This is a genomic window from Streptomyces sp. NPDC087859 (assembly GCF_044742595.1).
Classification (GTDB): domain Bacteria; phylum Actinomycetota; class Actinomycetes; order Streptomycetales; family Streptomycetaceae; genus Streptomyces; species Streptomyces canus_F.
Genome location: NZ_JBIUUU010000003.1, coordinates 282,175 through 297,564 on the forward strand (window position 1 = coordinate 282,175; position 15,390 = coordinate 297,564).

A 15,390-nucleotide genomic window follows, 5' to 3' on the forward strand; every position below is an offset into this window, starting at 1 on the left:
TTCGTGTGATGACGCACGACGAGAAACTGACCGTGGCCGTGCTGGGCCCGGGCGGCATCGGCGGCCTGCTCGCCGGACTGCTGTCGCGGGCCGGGCACCGGGTGATCTGCCTGGCCGGGGATGAGACGGCCGCAGCTCTGCGGACATCCGGAATCCGCGTCCGCAGCGGCCGGTTCGGGGACTTCAGGGCCGAGGTGGAGGCGGACACCGAGCTGCGGATGCCGGTGGACGTCTGCCTGGTCGCGGTGAAGCACACCGCGCTGGAGGCGGCGCTGGACCGCGTACCGCCCGCGGCTCTGGGCGACGCGCTCCTGGTGCCGTTCCTGAACGGTGTGGAGCATCCGGCGACGCTGCGGGCCCGCTTCCGCGAGGACGTGGTGGCCCCGGCGGTGATCCGCGTGGAGTCGACGCGGGTGGCGCCCGGGGAGATCGTGCACGGCAGCCCGTTCGCGGAGATCGACCTGACCGGCGACGGGGTGGCGAAGGAGCGCCTGGAGTCGCTGGCGGACGCTCTGGGCGCTGCCGGTCCGACCACCCGGGTACTGCCGGACGAGACGGCGGCGCTGTGGGCCAAGATGTCGTTCCTGGCCCCGTTCGCCCTCCTCACCACGCGGTACGCCCTCCCTCTGGGCGAGGTACGCACCCGCCACCGCGAGGAGCTGACGGCACTCGTCGAGGAGACAGCAGCGGTCAGCCGCGCGTCGGGCGCCCCGACCGACCCGGCACAGGCCCTCGCCCGCTACGACGCCTTCCCGCCGCAGACCAAGTCCTCCATGCAACGTGACGCCGAGGCGGGTCACCCCCTCGAACTGGACGCGATCGGCGGCGCGTTGCTCCGCGCGGCGGAGCGGCACGGAGTACCGGTGCCGGTGGCGACGCGTCTGGTACGGGAGTTGAGGGACGCCGGCCACTGACGCCCGAGGGGCGCGGGGCCGTTGCCCGGCGGCGATGAGTTCGTCAGTCGCCGTCCCTGGAGGACGAGCCCCCGCCCCGATTCTTCCCCGAGCTCTGCAGCACCTTGCCCAGGCCGATCGTCACGGCCGCCACGGCGCGGACCCAGGTCGGTCCGCCGCGCTCCGCCCACACCACGCACACGCACCCGAAGACGGCGAGGCCCAGAACGCCCACCAGCACCAGAACGGTCATGTCCCCACCCCTGCGTTTGTACGGTTCCGGTGATCTTCTCAGATCGCCCCTCCCCGAACACATGAACTACCCCAAGAAACTCGCACCCCTAAATCGAACAGGCGTAGCATTGCGTCGTGGCTACGACCTATGACTTTCCGAGTGACCTCCTCGCCGGTCAGGAGGAGCTGCATCAGGTCCGGGCCGAGCTGTCGGCCCTGCTCAAGCGGCTGCCCTGGTCGGTCGAGCCCCTGGACGGCTTCAGCGACACCGCGGGCTGGCGCAAGGTGGAACGCCCCGCCTCCCCGGGCTGGACACCCGACGAACAGGCCGAGGTCGAAAAGCTCAGACAGCGCGAACACGAACTCGCCGTCTTCATCACCGGCCACCGCTTCTGGGCGGAGGTCGCCGGCGGGGAGCGCGTGGACGCCCGCATGAGGCTGAAGCACGCGCGGGAGGACAGCTGAGAAACGAGGAAGACCCCGGCCGTGATCGGCCGGGGTCTTCTTTCCGTGTGGGCGCGGACGGTTTCGAACCGCCGACATCCTGCTTGTAAGGCAGGCGCTCTACCCCTGAGCTACGCACCCGGGTCCCGAACACGCGCGCTCAGGACGAGTCGACAGACTACCTTGCCCGGGGCCCCGTCCTGCAAACGCGTATCGCGGGGGCCGGATCTCGGGGTCGAACCGGGGGTTTACCCCACCCCGGATCCGGGAGCGTCCCGGATCCCGCGACGGCGCCCCGCTCCGTACGGTCGAAGAGCCTCATCATTCTGGCTCAGGGGGAGATCCCAATGGCACGTACCGCCACCGCTCGCATGGTCCTCGCCGCAGGCGCCGTCGCTCTCATCGCGAGCGTCAGCGCCTGCGGTGCCTCCGCCGGGGACGACAAGGACCCGGACCAGCGGTCGTTCGCGCTGGAGGGGAAGACGCTGACCATCGACTCCGACGACTCGGCGCTGGAGATCGTCGCCGCCGACGGCAACAAGGCGGGCCGGATCGAGGTCACCCGCTGGTTCCAGGGCACGGTCGCCCTCGGCAAGGACCCGAAGGTCACCTGGTCGATGACGGACGACACGCTGAAGCTGCGGATGAAGTGCACCGGCGTGGTCGCCGACTGCGCGGCCAAGCACCGCATCGAGGTCCCGCGCGGTGTCTCCGTGAAGGTCGAGGACGGGGACGGGAGTGTGCGCGCCAGGGGGTTCGAGGACGCGCTGAGCATCAGTACGGGCGATGGATCGGTGCATGTCACCGACTCCAGCGGGCCGCTCGACCTGAGGACCGGCGACGGGTCCGTGCGCGCCGACGTCACCTCGCGCGACGTGCGCTCCCGGACCGGCGACGGCTCGGTCCACCTCGAACTGGGCGCCGTCCCGGACCGCGTGGAGTCCAGGAGCGGCGACGGCTCCGTGACCATCGACGTCCCCGACGCCACGTACAAGGTGACGACCCAGACCGGCGACGGCGGGGTGGAGGTGACCGTGCCGCGGGCCGACTCCAGCTCGCACGTCATCACCGCCCGTACCGGCGACGGCAAAGTCACGGTCCGGACCGCGAACTAACGGGCCCGTGTGTTCGTCCTTAACCGGTGGGAGAATGACACCGGGCCAGGACGGACACAGCACGGGAGAGGGATGTGACGGCGACACCAGCGCAGCCGTACTCGCCGTCGAAGCCGCGCGCACATCATGCGCTGCGCGACACGCTCACTCTCATCGCTCTGCCGCTGGTCGCGGCCCTCGCGCTGCCGGCCGCGTTCGCCGGTGGCGGCACCCGGCGCTGGTTCGGGGGGCGCTCCGAGAGCCAGCGGGCCGAGGCGCAGGCCGCGAAGGACGCCGCCGCGGCCGCGTTCTACGAGCTCGACACCGCCCAGCGCGATCTGCGGATCTCGATAGAGACGATCACCGCGGTCGACGACTCCCCCGCCGCCCGGCGCGCGGTCGCCGACTTCGAGGCGATCAGCAGGCGGATCGACGAGGCCAGTCACCAGTACATCGAGGCCGTCGACGCGCACGACCTGGACCGGGACGACCTGGAGGCGTCGGTCGCCGTCCGCGCGCGCACCGAGCTCACCAGGGCCAAGGACGAGCTCGCCAACGTCAAGCGGGAGCTGGACCGCTTCGGCGACAGCCTCGGTCCGCTCCTCGGCAAGGCCGAGACCCAGCTGGTCCGCCTCGCTCCCGCCGTCGAGCGGGCCAGGCAGGGACTGCTGGCCGCCTCGAACGCCCTTGACGCCGTACGGCAGTCGGGTCTGAAGGCCGACGACCTCGCCGCCCGGCTCGCCGCCCTCGGCCCCGAGCTGACCAAGCTGAACCAGGGCGCCGGGCAGCACGGCGTCCCGGACACCCTGGAGCGTGCCGAGCGCGTGGCCCGGGAGGCCGAGGCGGTCCGGGTCGAGTCCGAGCGGCTGCCCGAGAAGGCCGCCGAGATCGACCACCGGCTCGTCTCCCTGCGCACCCGCGCCCAGGCCCTCACCACCCGCGCGGGCCAGGTCGACCCGGTCCTGAGCGAGCTGCGGCGGCGCTTCACCGCGGCCTGCTGGCAGGACCTCCAGCAGGTCCCGGACCAGGCCGCGGAGAACGTACGCCAGGCCGAGCGCAAGCTCACGGAGGCCCGCGCCGCCCGTGACGAGCAGCGCTGGCCGGACGCGACCGCCCTGCTGTCGACCGTACGGGCCCTGCTGAACAGCACCGACGAATCCGTCTCCGCGGCGGGCGACCGGCTGCGGCGCCTGAACGCCGTGCAGAAGGACCCCCAGCAGGAGATCGACCGCACCCGCTTCGCGATCCGTGACGCGCAGCGGCTGGCCATGACGGGCCGGAACACCCCCGATCCGCGTCACGCACGTCCCCTGGACGACTCCGTGGCCCGGCTGGAGCGGGCGATCGGCACGCTGGAGGGCCGGCACCCCGACTTCTGGCACTTCCTCACCGAGACGGAGGCGGTGCGGCAGACGGTGGCGCGGGTGGTGGCGCAGATCCGGGAGGAGCGCGGGGCCGGGCACTGAAGCCTCTACAGCCGTCGGCCGCCGCCGGTTAACCTGTGCGTATGCCTCGCTACGAGTACCGCTGCCGGACCTGCGGCGACACCTTCGAACTGAGCCGTCCGATGGCGGAGTCCGCCGCCCCCGCGGACTGCCCGGCCGGCCACGGCGACACGGTGAAGCTCCTGTCGACGGTGGCCGTCGGCGGCTCGGCCTCCGCACCGGCCCAGGCCCCCCGCTCCGGCGGAGGCGGCGGCGGTTGCTGCGGCGGGGGCTGCTGCGGCTGACGGACAGCGACTTCAGGAAACCTTCAGCTGCGGTTTCCTACCGTGGGCGGCATGACAGCCGCACCGCAGTGGATCAACGGACTCATGGACACGCTCGGCGCGCCCGGCGCCGGCCTGGCCATCGCCCTGGAGAACCTCTTCCCGCCACTGCCGAGCGAGGTCATCCTGCCGCTCGCGGGGTTCGCGGCGAGCACGGGGCAGATGAGCCTGTGGGCCGCGCTGCTGTGGACGACCGCCGGTTCGGTGATCGGCGCGCTCGCCCTGTACGGCGTCGGCGCGCTGCTCGGCCGTGACCGGACGGTGGCGATCGCGGCGCGGCTGCCCTTGGTGAAGACGAGCGACATCGAGAAGACCGAGGCCTGGTTCCTGCGGCACGGCACCAAGGCGGTCTTCTTCGGCCGGATGATCCCGATCTTCCGCAGCCTGATCTCGGTCCCGGCCGGCGTCGAGCGCATGCCCCTGCCCGTCTTCCTCGGTCTGACCACGCTGGGCAGCGCGCTGTGGAACACGGGGTTCGTGATGGCGGGCTACACGCTGGGCGCCAACTGGACCCAGGTCACCGACGTGGTGTCCACGTACTCGAAGATCGTCCTCGCGCTCGCCGCCGCAGCAGTCGTGACCTTCCTGGCCGTACGACTGCTGCGGCGGCCCGCGTCTAGCGAGGTGTCCGAGTCGTCCTGAGGAACTCCCGCAGGATCCGCTCCCCCGCCAGCACGCCCCGCTCCGGCAGCGCGCAGACCGTCGGAGCGGTGAAGGCCTCGTCGGCCAGCTCGCCGTGGCCCGGCCGCCAGCCCTGGTCCGCGGCGAGGAGCAGGTCGGCGTCGAGGAGGGAGTCACCGGCGGCCAGCGTCAGCTCCGCGCCGCTGCGGCGGGCGACCTCGTGCAGGGCGGCGCTCTTGGTCAGCGGCTTCGGGACGGCGTAGATCTTGCGGCCCTGGAGCGAGACCGTCCAGCCGCGGTTCTCCGCCCATACCGCGAGTTCCTTCACCCAGTCCTCGGTCAGCAGTTCACGCTCGACGACGAGGTAGGCGAAGAGGTCCTCGGCGACCCGGTGCTTGCGCACCCACACGGGGTCGGCCGTCCGCAGCAGGTGCTCGCGCACCTCGTCCAGCGGCGCGCACTCGTCGGCCAGCCGGGCCTGCACGCGCGCGTGCCAGTCGGCGTCCGTCACCCCGTCCACCAGCAGGTGCCCGCCGTTGGCGCAGATCGCGTACTTCGGGGGCGGGCCTGGCAGGTTGATGCGCTGGTACTGCTTGCGGGTCCGCGTGGTCGTCGGCACGAACACCGCCGCGTCGCCGAGTTCGGCCAGCAGTCCGGCGGCCGTCTCCGTCATGTACGACAGCGGCTTGCTCTCGTGCACCTCGACGCAGAGCAGCCGGGGCGCCCGCGCGTCCGGCATGGTCAGCGCGAGGGCCGCGGAGGAGTAGATGAGCGTACGGTCGAGGTCGCTCGCCACCAGCACCGGCATCAGACGTTCACCGCCTTGCCGTCGGCGCCCGTCGCGCCCCGCGTGTACTTGGGGTGGATCAACCCCACGCAGGTGTACGGGAGTTCGTCGACCTCTTCCACCGGGACACCTCTCTGTTCGGCCAACAGGCGTACGTGGTCGAGGTCGGCGCCCGCGCCGGCCCGCGCCAGGATCTTCCACGGCACCCGGCGCAGCAGCACCCGGGTGGTCTCGCCGACGCCGGGCTTGACGAGGTTCACGTCGTGGATGCCGTACTCCTCGCTGATCCGCTCGACGGCCGCCCAGCCCTCCCAGGTCGGGTCGCGGTCGCTCGACAGCAGCTCCTTGGTCTGGGCGTCCACCGCGTCCACGACCTCCGGGAAGGTGGCGGCGACGGCGTCGATGAACTCCACCGAGACGTCGGCGCCGGCGAGTTCGCGGTAGAACTTCGCGCCGTGGAAGTCGTTCGGGCCGACGAGGTCCGCGCGCAGCACGGTGCGCGAGATCAGGCCGGAGACCGTGGAGTTGAGACAGGCGGAGGGGATGAGGAAGTCCTCACGGGTGCCGTACGTCTTCACGCACGAGCCCGGGTCGGCCAGTACGGCGATCTCCGGGTCGAAGCCGGTGATGCCGTCGGACTCCTCGAACTCCTTGACGGCGTCCGCCAGTTCACGGGTGATCGCGCCCTTGCCTGTCCAGCCGTCGACGAACACGACGTCGGCCGGGTCGTGGTGGGCGGCCAGCCAGCGCAGCGCGTTGGCGTCGATGCCGCGGCCGCGCACGATCGACACGGCGTAGTGCGGCAGGTCCAGGCCGTGCCGGAACTGGGCCCAGCGGCGCATCAGGACACCGACGGGGGTGCCGGCGCGGGCGAGGGAGACGAGGACCGGGCGGGGTGAGCGCTCCGCGAGGACGATCTCGGTGACCGCGCCGACCGCCTGCGCGAGCCGTGCCGCGGAGCCGGCCAGCGCGGTGTGGAAGAGCCGCTGGTACTGCTCGCTCGGCTGGTACTCCACCGGCAGCGACTCCGCGTAGTGCGCGCCGCCGCTCTGGATGGCCTCCTCGCGTTCCTCGGTCGGCGCCTCCAGCGTCACGTCCGAGAGGTCCTGGAGCAGCCAGCCGACGTCTTCCGGGGCGTACGAGGAGAAGGCGGGGCCGCGGAGGGGCTCGGGCAGCATCGGGGGCCTTTCGGGGACGTACAGGGGCTCTGGGACGTACGACGGGACGACCGTGAGCAGCACCTGCGGGGTGTGCGCGTGCAGCTGCGCGAGCAGACCGTCGGGGGCGTGCAGCTCCGCTGTGTCGGCGGTGGAGTCGATGACGGCGACGATCGCGTCGAAGCCGGCGTCGGCGATGTTGTAGGCGTAGCGCTCGCCGGGGCCGTCCGCGGGGTTGTCGTGGGCCGGGAAGGCGATGCGGGTGCGGATCGCGTAGCCCGGGTCGTCGACGGCCAGGACGGGTGAGCGGGTGGTGGTGGAGTAGCGGACCTCGGCGTCGGTGATCTGCTCCAGCTCGCGGGCGAGGCGGAGGGGGGCGTACATCAGCTCTTCGAAGCCGAGGACGTGGACGCGGCGGGCGGTTGCCGGGAGGGCCTCCGCCAGGCGGGCGGCCATCGCGGGGAGTGCGTTGTCCAGGCGTATTCGGTGCTGGGGGGTGAAGCCGTGGCGGCCGCCGTCCGGGAGGCCGGGGGGCCAGTGCAGGTCGACTCGGGTGGCGTTGTGTGTCGGCTGCGGGCCGGTGGGGGCTTGTCGCGCAGTTCCCCGCGCCCCTGGGGCGCCTTCGTACTCGGCAACCAGAGCTTGCCCCCTTTCCAGTACCCCTGCCGGCAGGCTTACGGTGCCCGACGCCGCCGCCACCAGATCCACCCTCGCGCCGATCTCCCGCGCGAACTCGTCCAGGCGGCCCGCGTCCGCCTCCGAGCGCATGTCGACCAGGGCCACGACCACGTACCGGCTCCTCGGATACCGGTCGTGCAGGTCCCTGATGGTGTTCAGGACCGTGTTGCCCGTGGAGAACTCGTCGTCGACGAGGACCAGCGGGCCGTTGCCGACCAGCAGGGCCGGGTCCTCCGGGAGCAGCAGGTGCGAGGTGGCGTGGGAGTGGGACTCCTCGAAGCCGCCCGCCGTGGCCACGCCGGGCACCGGGCGGCGGGTGGAGTGGAGGTAGGGGGCGAGGCCGACGCCGTCGGCGACGGAGTGGCCGAGGCCGGTCGCGGTCTCCGCGTAGCCAAGGACGACCGCGCGGGCCGCCTCCTCGGCGCCCAGGAGGTCCCTGACCCGGCGGCCGAGCGCGAGGCCGTGGCCGTACACCACGGACGGTGACTGGGGGACGTGCTTGCCGAGCACGTGGGAGACCAGCAGATGAGCCCGCTTGGGGTTGCGGCGCAGGGCGAGGCCCAGCAGGTCGGTCAGCGTCTCGTCGCCCAGGAGTTCGACCCCGAGCCGCTCGGCGACCCAGGTGCCGGACCAGATCCCGCCAGGCACCTCGTTGTTCACTGCGTTGTTCATGCGTCCCTTGTGTGTAACCGACCCAGCCACTGTGTGTCTCAGTCGGGGATTCCGGCGGCGAGCAGCTCCACGAAGCCGATGTCCTCGTTGGCCACCCCGAACACCTCGGCGCGCAGCATGGTGCGCTCGGCCCAGGCCCGGTGCGGCTTCACCTCGTTCATCTTGTTCGTGTACTGCGACCGCAGCACTCCCCCGCCGCCGCGCTCCGGGCGCAGGATGTCCGCGGCGTCACTGAACTCTTCGTGACTGACCACCGACAGCGCGTGCACGGGCAGCACGTGCGAGGGGTGAATACAAGTCTTACCCATCAGGCCGTTGGCCTGATCGAGGGAGATCTCGCGCAGCAGCCCGTCCATGGCGTGCTCGATGAGCGCCTCGCGCAGCTCCTCGGCCTGGCCCTCCAGGAAGGGGCTGCGGCGCAGCTGCGGCTTGAACATGCGCTCCTGGACGCGGAAGTACTCCCAGACCGGCCCGGTCACCGTGAAGCCGGTGCCGTCGGCCCGGCCCAGCATGTTCACCACGTCGGCGATCACGGAGGCGACGATCTGGACGTCCCAGGCGGTCATGTCGGGGGCGCGGCGCAGGCCGTAGGAGGAGCAGAAGTCGGTCACGCCGAGGCGGAGCGCCAGCACCCGGTCCCGGTACTTGTCGACCGCGCGGGCGATGCCCTCGAGGGTCTCCACCCGTGACTCGCGGTACATCAGGTCCGGTGACTCCAGCACCGGCATGGCGAACAGCCGCCGCCCGCTGGCCGCCTCGGCGCCGGAGAGCGCCTCCAGGAAGGGGATGCCGCGTTCCTCGGTGAACTTCGGCAGCACGAACCCGGACAGCAGCCGGACCGCGGGGCCGAGCCGCCGGACGAGGTCGGGGATCTGCTCGGGGTGGCGGACCCGGATGAAGAGCAGCGGAAGATCGGCCACCGCTCCCTCGGCGAGCTCCGCGAACTGTCGTACGAGGTTCTCCTCGGCCTCGACGACGTCCTCGTCGCCGATCGAGTCCTCCAGGCACAGCACCATCGAGACCACGCCACGCCCGACCTGTTTCAGGATGTCGTCGGCGAGCCGCGGCCTGGTGGCCGGGCTGTAGAGCGTGGCGCCCAGGGCCGCGGAGAGCAGCCGGGCCGAGGAGTCCGCGTCGAACTCGCACGGCTCCTGATGGAAGAGGCGCTGACGCACCTCAGGGGCGATGTGCCCGAAATGACGCATATGACTCCCCCGTGGCGGCTGGGCCTTCTGTGAACGGTTCACAGGTGGCCGGTAATAGTACGTACAAACCCATGTCAGGGGTTCCCATCGGGCATGAACTTCAAGTAACGCGGGCGCGCACGCCCGGGTCGGATTTCCTTGCGGAACCCGCACCCCCGCGTTGTCGTGACCAGGACCGAGAAGGCAGGATGACCGCATGACGCACGCCATGCTGAAGGGGTCGAACGTCCCGCTCGAAGTCACCACGGTGCGGGCCGTGGTGCGCTGGACCCCTGGGCAGGGGGTCCCGGTCGTCGATGCCTCCGCGCTGCTCCTCGGCCCCGACGGTCGTGTGCGCTCCGACGAGGACTTTGTCTTCTACAACCAGCCCCGGCACCCGTCCGGGAAGGTCTGGCGCCTCGGCCAGAAGCGTGTCGCCGAGGGCCTCACCGACACGATCCAGACAGATCTGTCCGGTGTCGAGCCCGACATCGGACAGATTCTCGTGGTCGCATCGGCGGAGGACGTCACCTTCGACCGCGTGCAGGGCCTGCGCATCCTGCTGTACGACGCCGCGGTCGCCGACGGGGAGCCGCTGGCCTACTTCGACATCAAGCCGGAGACCGGCCAGGAGACCGCGCTGATCTGCGGGGAGCTGTACCGCCGCGGGGAGGGCTGGAAGTTCCGTGCCCTGGGCGAGGGCTACTCGGACGGCCTGAAGGGCCTGGCGGGCGACTACGGCATCTCGGTGGACGAGTCGGAGGCGGCGGCACAGGAGCCGGCCCCGGAGTTCTCCCAGCCCCTGCCCCCGGAGCAGCCCACGACAGTGGTCCCGCCCCAGCCCGCCTACGGCTACCCCCAGTCCCCGCCTCCGACCCAGCCCGCGTACGGCTACCCCCAGCCGACCAGCCAGCCCGCCTACGGCTACCCCCAGGCCCCGGTCACGGTCTCTCCGGACCCGGACTTCCGGCTGCCTCCGCAGGGCCCCCAGTTCATCGGGCGCTGACGGGGCTCAGCGGTCCGCCTTGGTCTTGAATCCCCGGCCCCACTGCAGTCCCCACCCGTACAACCGGTCCAGCTCCGCCTGGAACCCGTAGACGAACTTCACCTCGCGCCGGACGACGATCTCGCCCTTGACGTTCTCGATCATCACGACAGCGCAGGAGCGGGCCTGGGGGTGACGTTCGTCGAGGCCTATCTCGATGCGCGGCCCGTTGCTCGGATACAGCGTCACGATCGCGTGCGTACGGTCGAACGCCGGCGTCTGGTCGTAGATGTAGACGAACACCAGGATCCGCTTGATGGCGTCCTTGTGGTCGAGGTTGACGTAGATCGTCTCCCCGGACGCCGATCCGAACCGGTCGTCCCCGCTGAGCTTCACGTACGGCGCCGAGTTGACGTCCCCGAAGAACGAGCCGAGGGGCTGTACGACGCCCTTCGTCCCGTCGGCCAGCTCGTACAGGCACCCCAGGTCGAGGTCGACGTTGACCATGCTCTGGCTGTGCCCCATCACCTCCGGCGGCTTGAGCGCCCTGAAGGGGTGCCTGAGCAGGCTCTCGCGCTGTGAGCCGCCGAAGTCGGAGGTCCGCATCCGCCAGGCGAGGTTGATGCGCAGATGGCCCGTCTCGGCGCCCTGCTCCTTGAGGGAGACCCGGTCGTGCCGTTTGGTCAGCACGATCGAGTTGGTCGCCGCGTTGCCCGAGTCGAAGTCGGCCGCGCGTCCGCTCCGGAGTCCGTCAAAGAAGCCCATGTTCCCGCCCCCACGTTCACGTCAAAGACCGACGGGGCGGCGTCGAGGAGTCGACGCCGCCCCGCTCAGAGCGTTCCTCACCCGAGGCCGGGTCACACCCCGGACGAGACCTCAGTCTTCTCGTCCGAGCCCGCCGCTTTTCCCTCGGCTTCCGCCAGCCGCTTGTTGCGGCGTACGGAGGACCAGAAGGACCAGGCGATCAGGACGACACCGACGAGGCCGGTGATGACCTCGTGGATCTGGTACTGGATGGTGATCATGAGGATCACGGCCAGCGCGCCGATCGCGTAGTGCGCGCCGTGCTCCAGATAGACGTAGTCGTCGAGGGTGCCCTGGCGGACCAGGTACACGGTCAGCGAACGGACGTACATGGCGCCGATACCCAGGCCCAGCGCCATCAGCACGATGTCGTTGGTGACGGCGAAGGCGCCGATCACTCCGTCGAAGGAGAAGGAGGCGTCGAGGACCTCGAGGTAGAGGAACATGAAGAACGCGGCCTTGCCGGCGAGGGCGACGGCCGAGCGCGGCTTGCCGGAGCGCGCCGCCTCTTCCTCCTCCTCGTGCTCGCGTTCCTCGTCCTCTTCGAGCTTGTCCTCGAAGTAGCCGGAGAGACCACCGACGATCATGTACGTGATCAGACCCGCGATACCGGAGAGCAGAACCGTCTCCGCCTTGTCGACGTGCGCGCCGCCGTGCTGGTGGGCATGGGTCGCGAAGGTCATGGCGGTGGCGAGCAGGACGACGAGCGCGATGCAGACCGACAGCATGTCGACCTTGCCGAGCTTGGCGAGCGGGCGCTCCAGCCACGCGAGCCACTTGATGTCCCGGTCCTCGAAGATGAAGTCGAGGAAGATCATCAGCAGGAACATGCCACCGAACGCGGCGATCGCCGGGTGGGCGTCGGTCACGAGCTCCTGGTAGTGATCCTTGTCGTTGAGGGCGAGGTCGACCGCGTCGATCGGGCCGATCTTGGCGCTGATCGCGACGATCACGACCGGGAACACCAGTCGCATGCCGAACACGGCGATGAGGACACCGACGGTGAGGAAGATCTTCTGCCAGAAGGCATTCATCTTCTTCAGGATTCCGGCGTTGACCACCGCGTTGTCGAAGGACAGCGAGATCTCGAGGATGGAGAGGATCGCCACGATGCCGAACCCGGTCCACCCCCCGTAGAAGACCGCCGCTACGAGGCCGAGCGCGGTGACCGCGAACGACCAGCCGAAGGTTTTCAGAACCACTGGCTACCCAATCCTGTATGTACGGGTCTCCCCCGCTGCCCTACTCGGCTTTTTACCGAACTTTGAAGCGGAGTCTAGTCGGCCCCCCTCCGCACCCCACCCGGCCCCGGTTTTTGCTCATATCGCGTTACGAGACGTTGACCCCGAAGTCGAGCGCGATACCCCGCAGGCCGGACGCGTACCCCTGGCCGACGGCGCGGAACTTCCATTCGCCCTGGTACCGGTAGAGCTCGCCGAAGATCATGGCGGTCTCGGTGGAGGCGTCCTCGCTGAGGTCGTAGCGGGCGAGCTCCTGGCCGTCGGCCTGGTTCACCACGCGGATGAAGGCGTTGCTGACCTGACCGAAGGTCTGGCCCCGGTTGTCGGCGTCGTGGATCGAGACCGGGAAGACGATCTTGTCGCACTGGGCCGGCACCTTGGAGAGGTCGATCAGGATCGACTCGTCGTCACCGTCGCCCTCACCGGTGAGGTTGTCGCCGGTGTGCTCCACCGAGCCGTCGGGGCTCTTGAGCTGGTTGTAGAAGACGAACCACTCGTCCCCCATGACCCGTCCGCTGTTGCAGACCAGCGCGCTGGCGTCGAGGTCGAAGGGGGCTCCGGTGGTGGAGCGTGCGTCCCAGCCGAGCCCGACCATCACCTGAGTGAGGTTGGGTGCGGCCTTGGACAGGGAGACATTGCCTCCCTTGGCGAGCGTGACGCCCATGATCCTGATCCCTCCCCGTGTACTGCTTCCTAGGTGGTCCTGCGCGTCCGGCGCCGCACGCGGTCGGTGCGGCGCCGGACGTGGGTGGTGCGGGTGGAACGGCTCAGACGTTCACGCCGAAGTCCTGCGCGATGCCGCGCAGGCCCGAGGCGTAGCCCTGGCCGATGGCGCGGAACTTCCACTCCGCTCCGTGCCGGTACAGCTCGCCGAAGACCATCGCGGTCTCGGTGGACGCGTCCTCGGAGAGGTCGTAGCGCGCGATCTCCGCCTCGCCGGCCTGGTTCACGACGCGGATGAACGCGTTGCGGACCTGGCCGAAGGACTGCTGCCGGTTCTCGGCGTCGTAGATCGAGACCGGGAAGACGATCTTCTCGATCTCGGCCGGGACGCCCGCGAGGTTGACCTTGATCTGCTCGTCGTCGCCCTCGCCCTCACCGGTGATGTTGTCGCCGGTGTGCTCGACCGAGCCGTCGGGGCTCTTGAGGTTGTTGAAGAAGACGAAGTTCGCGTCGCTGCTCACCTTGCCCGAGCCGTCGATCAGCAGCGCGCTGGCGTCCAGGTCGAAGTCGGTGCCGGTCGTGGTGCGGACGTCCCACCCGAGACCGATGATGACCGCAGTCAGCCCGGGGGCCTCCTTGGTCAGCGATACGTTGCCGCCCTTGCTGAGGCTGACTCCCACGAGTCCTCCATTGGTGTCCAGGGGCGGGGAGCCCCGCCATGCGTTTGATACCGGATCAACGAGTCGATCCTAGTGACGGGTTCCCGCCCTACGCAGGGCTTGGAACCTAACAATCACAGGGTGTCGAGCGCCTTCACGTACTCGTTCAGGTCACGGGCGTCCGGAAGGGCGTTGACGACGGTCCAGCGGACCACGCCCTCCTTGTCGATGACGAAGGTGCCGCGGACCGCGCAGCCCTTGTCCTCGGCGAAGACGCCGTAGGCGCGCGAGACCTCGCCGTGCGGCCAGAAGTCGCTGAGCAGCGGGTACTCCAGGCCTTCCTGCTCGGCGAAGACGCGCAGGGTGTGGATGGAGTCGTTGGAGACGGCGAGCAGCTGGGTGTCGCGGTCGGAGAACTGCGGCAGGTTGTCGCGCAGCTCGCAGAGCTCGCCGGTGCACACCCCGGTGAAGGCGAAGGGGTAGAAGAGCAGGACGACGTTCTTGCTGCCGCGGAAGTCCGACAGCTTCACGGCCCTGCCGTGGTTGTCCTTGAGCTCGAAGTCGGGGGCCTTTTCCCCGGCCTGGATCGCCATCGTCGTGAATCCCTCTCGGGTGGACTGTTCGGGTGAGAACACCCTACGCAGCGATCACGACAGACTGACGGACGGGCTGAGTGGAACTCAGCCCGTCCGGTAATCACTGGCGGAGGATCACCGCTTGGACTTGGCTGCCTTCGGCGTCACCAGCCGGCTGCCGCTCCAGTCCTTGCCGACGCTGACGCTCTTGGAGGCGGAGAGCCCCGCCGTCGTCGCGGCTTCGGAGATGTCGCTGGGCTCGACGTAGCCGTCGCGGCCGGTCTTCGGCGTCAGCAGCAGGATCGAGCCGCCCTCCTCGATGTACGTGGTGGCGTCCACCAGTACGTCGGTGAGGTCGCCGTCGTCGTCGCGGAACCAAAGCACTACGGCATCGGCGACGTCGTCGTATTCCTCGTCCATCAGCTCGCTGCCGATGACTTCCTCAATGGACTCGCGGAGCTCCTGGTCGACGTCGTCGTCGTAGCCGATCTCCTGGACCACCTGCTCGGGCTGGAACCCCAGCCTTGCGGCAGGGTTCGTCCGCTCCTCCGCGTGGTCCGCGGTCGCGCTCACGGGTTGCCTCCTGATCATGTTTCGGGAATAACTCAGCCACGCGCGTGCGCGAAGCATTGGCCGTAGTCCACACGGGCGGGACGGATCGCGCAAGTACCCGGCCGTTCAGACCGCCGAAACGGTGACGTCCTGGCCGTGTCACCGCAACTCCAGGCACACGATTGTGGTCATAAGTGACCTACACCACACCTTTCTGCCCGGTTTGTGGCATTGGGAACCCGAGTGAAGTTCGAGGAACCCGTGAAGAGCCCTGGTTACCAATCAGTAGAGATGACGTTTGCTTTTCCGAGGTACACGATGGGGAGCGGTGCAGACCTCCCTCATACCCATGGAAAACAGCCCTCTGACAGCGAAGGAA

17 protein-coding genes and 1 tRNA gene are annotated in these 15,390 nt (G+C 69.7%); 7 read left to right on the top strand and 11 right to left on the bottom strand.

The genetic code is table 11. From position 1 onward, the window contains the following. Positions 1–8: 8 nt before the first annotated feature. Positions 9–914 carry a ketopantoate reductase family protein gene (locus ACIOHP_RS08670; protein ID WP_401884667.1) on the top strand — a complete coding sequence of 302 codons (906 nt, stop codon included), beginning with the start codon at positions 9–11 and terminating at the stop codon, positions 912–914. Positions 915–957: 43 nt separating this feature from the next. Here ACIOHP_RS08670 and ACIOHP_RS08675 read toward each other — a convergent pair whose 3' ends face one another. Then, positions 958–1,146 carry a hypothetical protein gene (locus tag ACIOHP_RS08675; protein ID WP_361540143.1) on the bottom strand — a complete coding sequence of 63 codons (189 nt, stop codon included), beginning with the start codon at positions 1,144–1,146 and terminating at the stop codon, positions 958–960. Between the two features lie 116 nt (positions 1,147–1,262). On the opposite strand from ACIOHP_RS08675, the gene ACIOHP_RS08680 reads away from it, so the two are divergent. Then, the gene (locus tag ACIOHP_RS08680) at positions 1,263–1,592 is read left to right on the top strand and encodes a hypothetical protein (RefSeq protein ID WP_401884670.1); all 330 of its coding nucleotides are present in this window, start codon (positions 1,263–1,265) and stop codon (positions 1,590–1,592) included. Between the two features lie 48 nt (positions 1,593–1,640). On the opposite strand, the gene ACIOHP_RS08685 is transcribed toward ACIOHP_RS08680, so the two are convergent. After that, a tRNA-Val gene (locus ACIOHP_RS08685) sits at positions 1,641–1,712 on the bottom strand. Between the two features lie 206 nt (positions 1,713–1,918). Between ACIOHP_RS08685 and ACIOHP_RS08690 the strand changes: the two genes are divergently transcribed. From ACIOHP_RS08690 to ACIOHP_RS08705, 4 genes are all read left to right on the top strand, one after another. After that, on the top strand, positions 1,919–2,686 hold the full coding sequence (locus ACIOHP_RS08690) for a DUF4097 family beta strand repeat-containing protein (RefSeq protein ID WP_401884674.1): 768 nt from the start codon (positions 1,919–1,921) through the stop codon (positions 2,684–2,686). A gap of 74 nt (positions 2,687–2,760) precedes the next feature. Next, positions 2,761–4,131: a hypothetical protein gene (locus tag ACIOHP_RS08695; RefSeq protein ID WP_401884677.1), complete on the top strand. Its 1,371-nt coding sequence runs from the start codon at positions 2,761–2,763 to the stop codon at positions 4,129–4,131. Between the two features lie 41 nt (positions 4,132–4,172). Next, entirely contained in the window at positions 4,173–4,394 is a 222-nt protein-coding gene (locus ACIOHP_RS08700; protein WP_401884679.1) for a zinc ribbon domain-containing protein, read from the top strand. A 51-nt stretch (positions 4,395–4,445) separates the two neighbouring features. After that, the gene (locus tag ACIOHP_RS08705; protein ID WP_401884682.1) at positions 4,446–5,075 is read left to right on the top strand and encodes a DedA family protein; all 630 of its coding nucleotides are present in this window, start codon (positions 4,446–4,448) and stop codon (positions 5,073–5,075) included. Here the strand turns inward: ACIOHP_RS08705 and ACIOHP_RS08710 are convergent. From ACIOHP_RS08710 to ACIOHP_RS08720, 3 genes are read right to left on the bottom strand one after another with little or no spacing between them, the layout of a single operon-like run. Continuing rightward, a complete protein-coding gene (locus ACIOHP_RS08710; RefSeq protein ID WP_401884687.1) occupies positions 5,050–5,862 on the bottom strand; it encodes an HAD family hydrolase in 813 nt (270 codons plus the stop codon). The genes ACIOHP_RS08705 and ACIOHP_RS08710 overlap by 26 nt on opposite strands. Then, on the bottom strand, positions 5,862–8,348 hold the full coding sequence (locus tag ACIOHP_RS08715) for a phosphoribosyltransferase (RefSeq protein WP_401884690.1): 2,487 nt from the start codon (positions 8,346–8,348) through the stop codon (positions 5,862–5,864). The genes ACIOHP_RS08710 and ACIOHP_RS08715 overlap by 1 nt, the downstream gene beginning before the upstream one ends. A 38-nt stretch (positions 8,349–8,386) precedes the next feature. After that, entirely contained in the window at positions 8,387–9,553 is a 1,167-nt protein-coding gene (locus ACIOHP_RS08720) for an HpcH/HpaI aldolase/citrate lyase family protein (RefSeq protein ID WP_361477614.1), read from the bottom strand. 196 nt (positions 9,554–9,749) lie between these two features. On the opposite strand from ACIOHP_RS08720, the gene ACIOHP_RS08725 reads away from it, so the two are divergent. Next, complete coding sequence (locus ACIOHP_RS08725; RefSeq protein ID WP_401884695.1) at positions 9,750–10,538, top strand: TerD family protein; 789 nt, start codon at positions 9,750–9,752, stop codon at positions 10,536–10,538. 6 nt (positions 10,539–10,544) lie between these two features. On the opposite strand, the gene ACIOHP_RS08730 is transcribed toward ACIOHP_RS08725, so the two are convergent. From ACIOHP_RS08730 to ACIOHP_RS08755, 6 genes are all read right to left on the bottom strand, one after another. Beyond that, positions 10,545–11,282 carry a Tellurium resistance gene (locus ACIOHP_RS08730; RefSeq protein WP_361540170.1) on the bottom strand — a complete coding sequence of 246 codons (738 nt, stop codon included), beginning with the start codon at positions 11,280–11,282 and terminating at the stop codon, positions 10,545–10,547. Positions 11,283–11,374: 92 nt separating this feature from the next. Then, positions 11,375–12,523, bottom strand: a complete 1,149-nt coding sequence (locus ACIOHP_RS08735) for a DUF475 domain-containing protein (protein ID WP_307031464.1) — start codon at positions 12,521–12,523, stop codon at positions 11,375–11,377. Between the two features lie 127 nt (positions 12,524–12,650). Beyond that, positions 12,651–13,226, bottom strand: coding sequence for a TerD family protein (locus tag ACIOHP_RS08740; RefSeq protein WP_266893065.1), 576 nt, complete (start codon positions 13,224–13,226; stop codon positions 12,651–12,653). A gap of 103 nt (positions 13,227–13,329) precedes the next feature. Beyond that, positions 13,330–13,905 (bottom strand): TerD family protein, encoded by a 576-nt coding sequence (locus ACIOHP_RS08745; protein WP_046259138.1) that lies wholly within the window; start codon positions 13,903–13,905, stop codon positions 13,330–13,332. 113 nt (positions 13,906–14,018) lie between these two features. Continuing rightward, positions 14,019–14,477 carry a peroxiredoxin gene (locus tag ACIOHP_RS08750; RefSeq protein ID WP_401884704.1) on the bottom strand — a complete coding sequence of 153 codons (459 nt, stop codon included), beginning with the start codon at positions 14,475–14,477 and terminating at the stop codon, positions 14,019–14,021. A gap of 117 nt (positions 14,478–14,594) precedes the next feature. After that, positions 14,595–15,032 (bottom strand): DUF3052 domain-containing protein, encoded by a 438-nt coding sequence (locus ACIOHP_RS08755; RefSeq protein WP_046259140.1) that lies wholly within the window; start codon positions 15,030–15,032, stop codon positions 14,595–14,597. Positions 15,033–15,390: the final 358 nt, after the last annotated feature.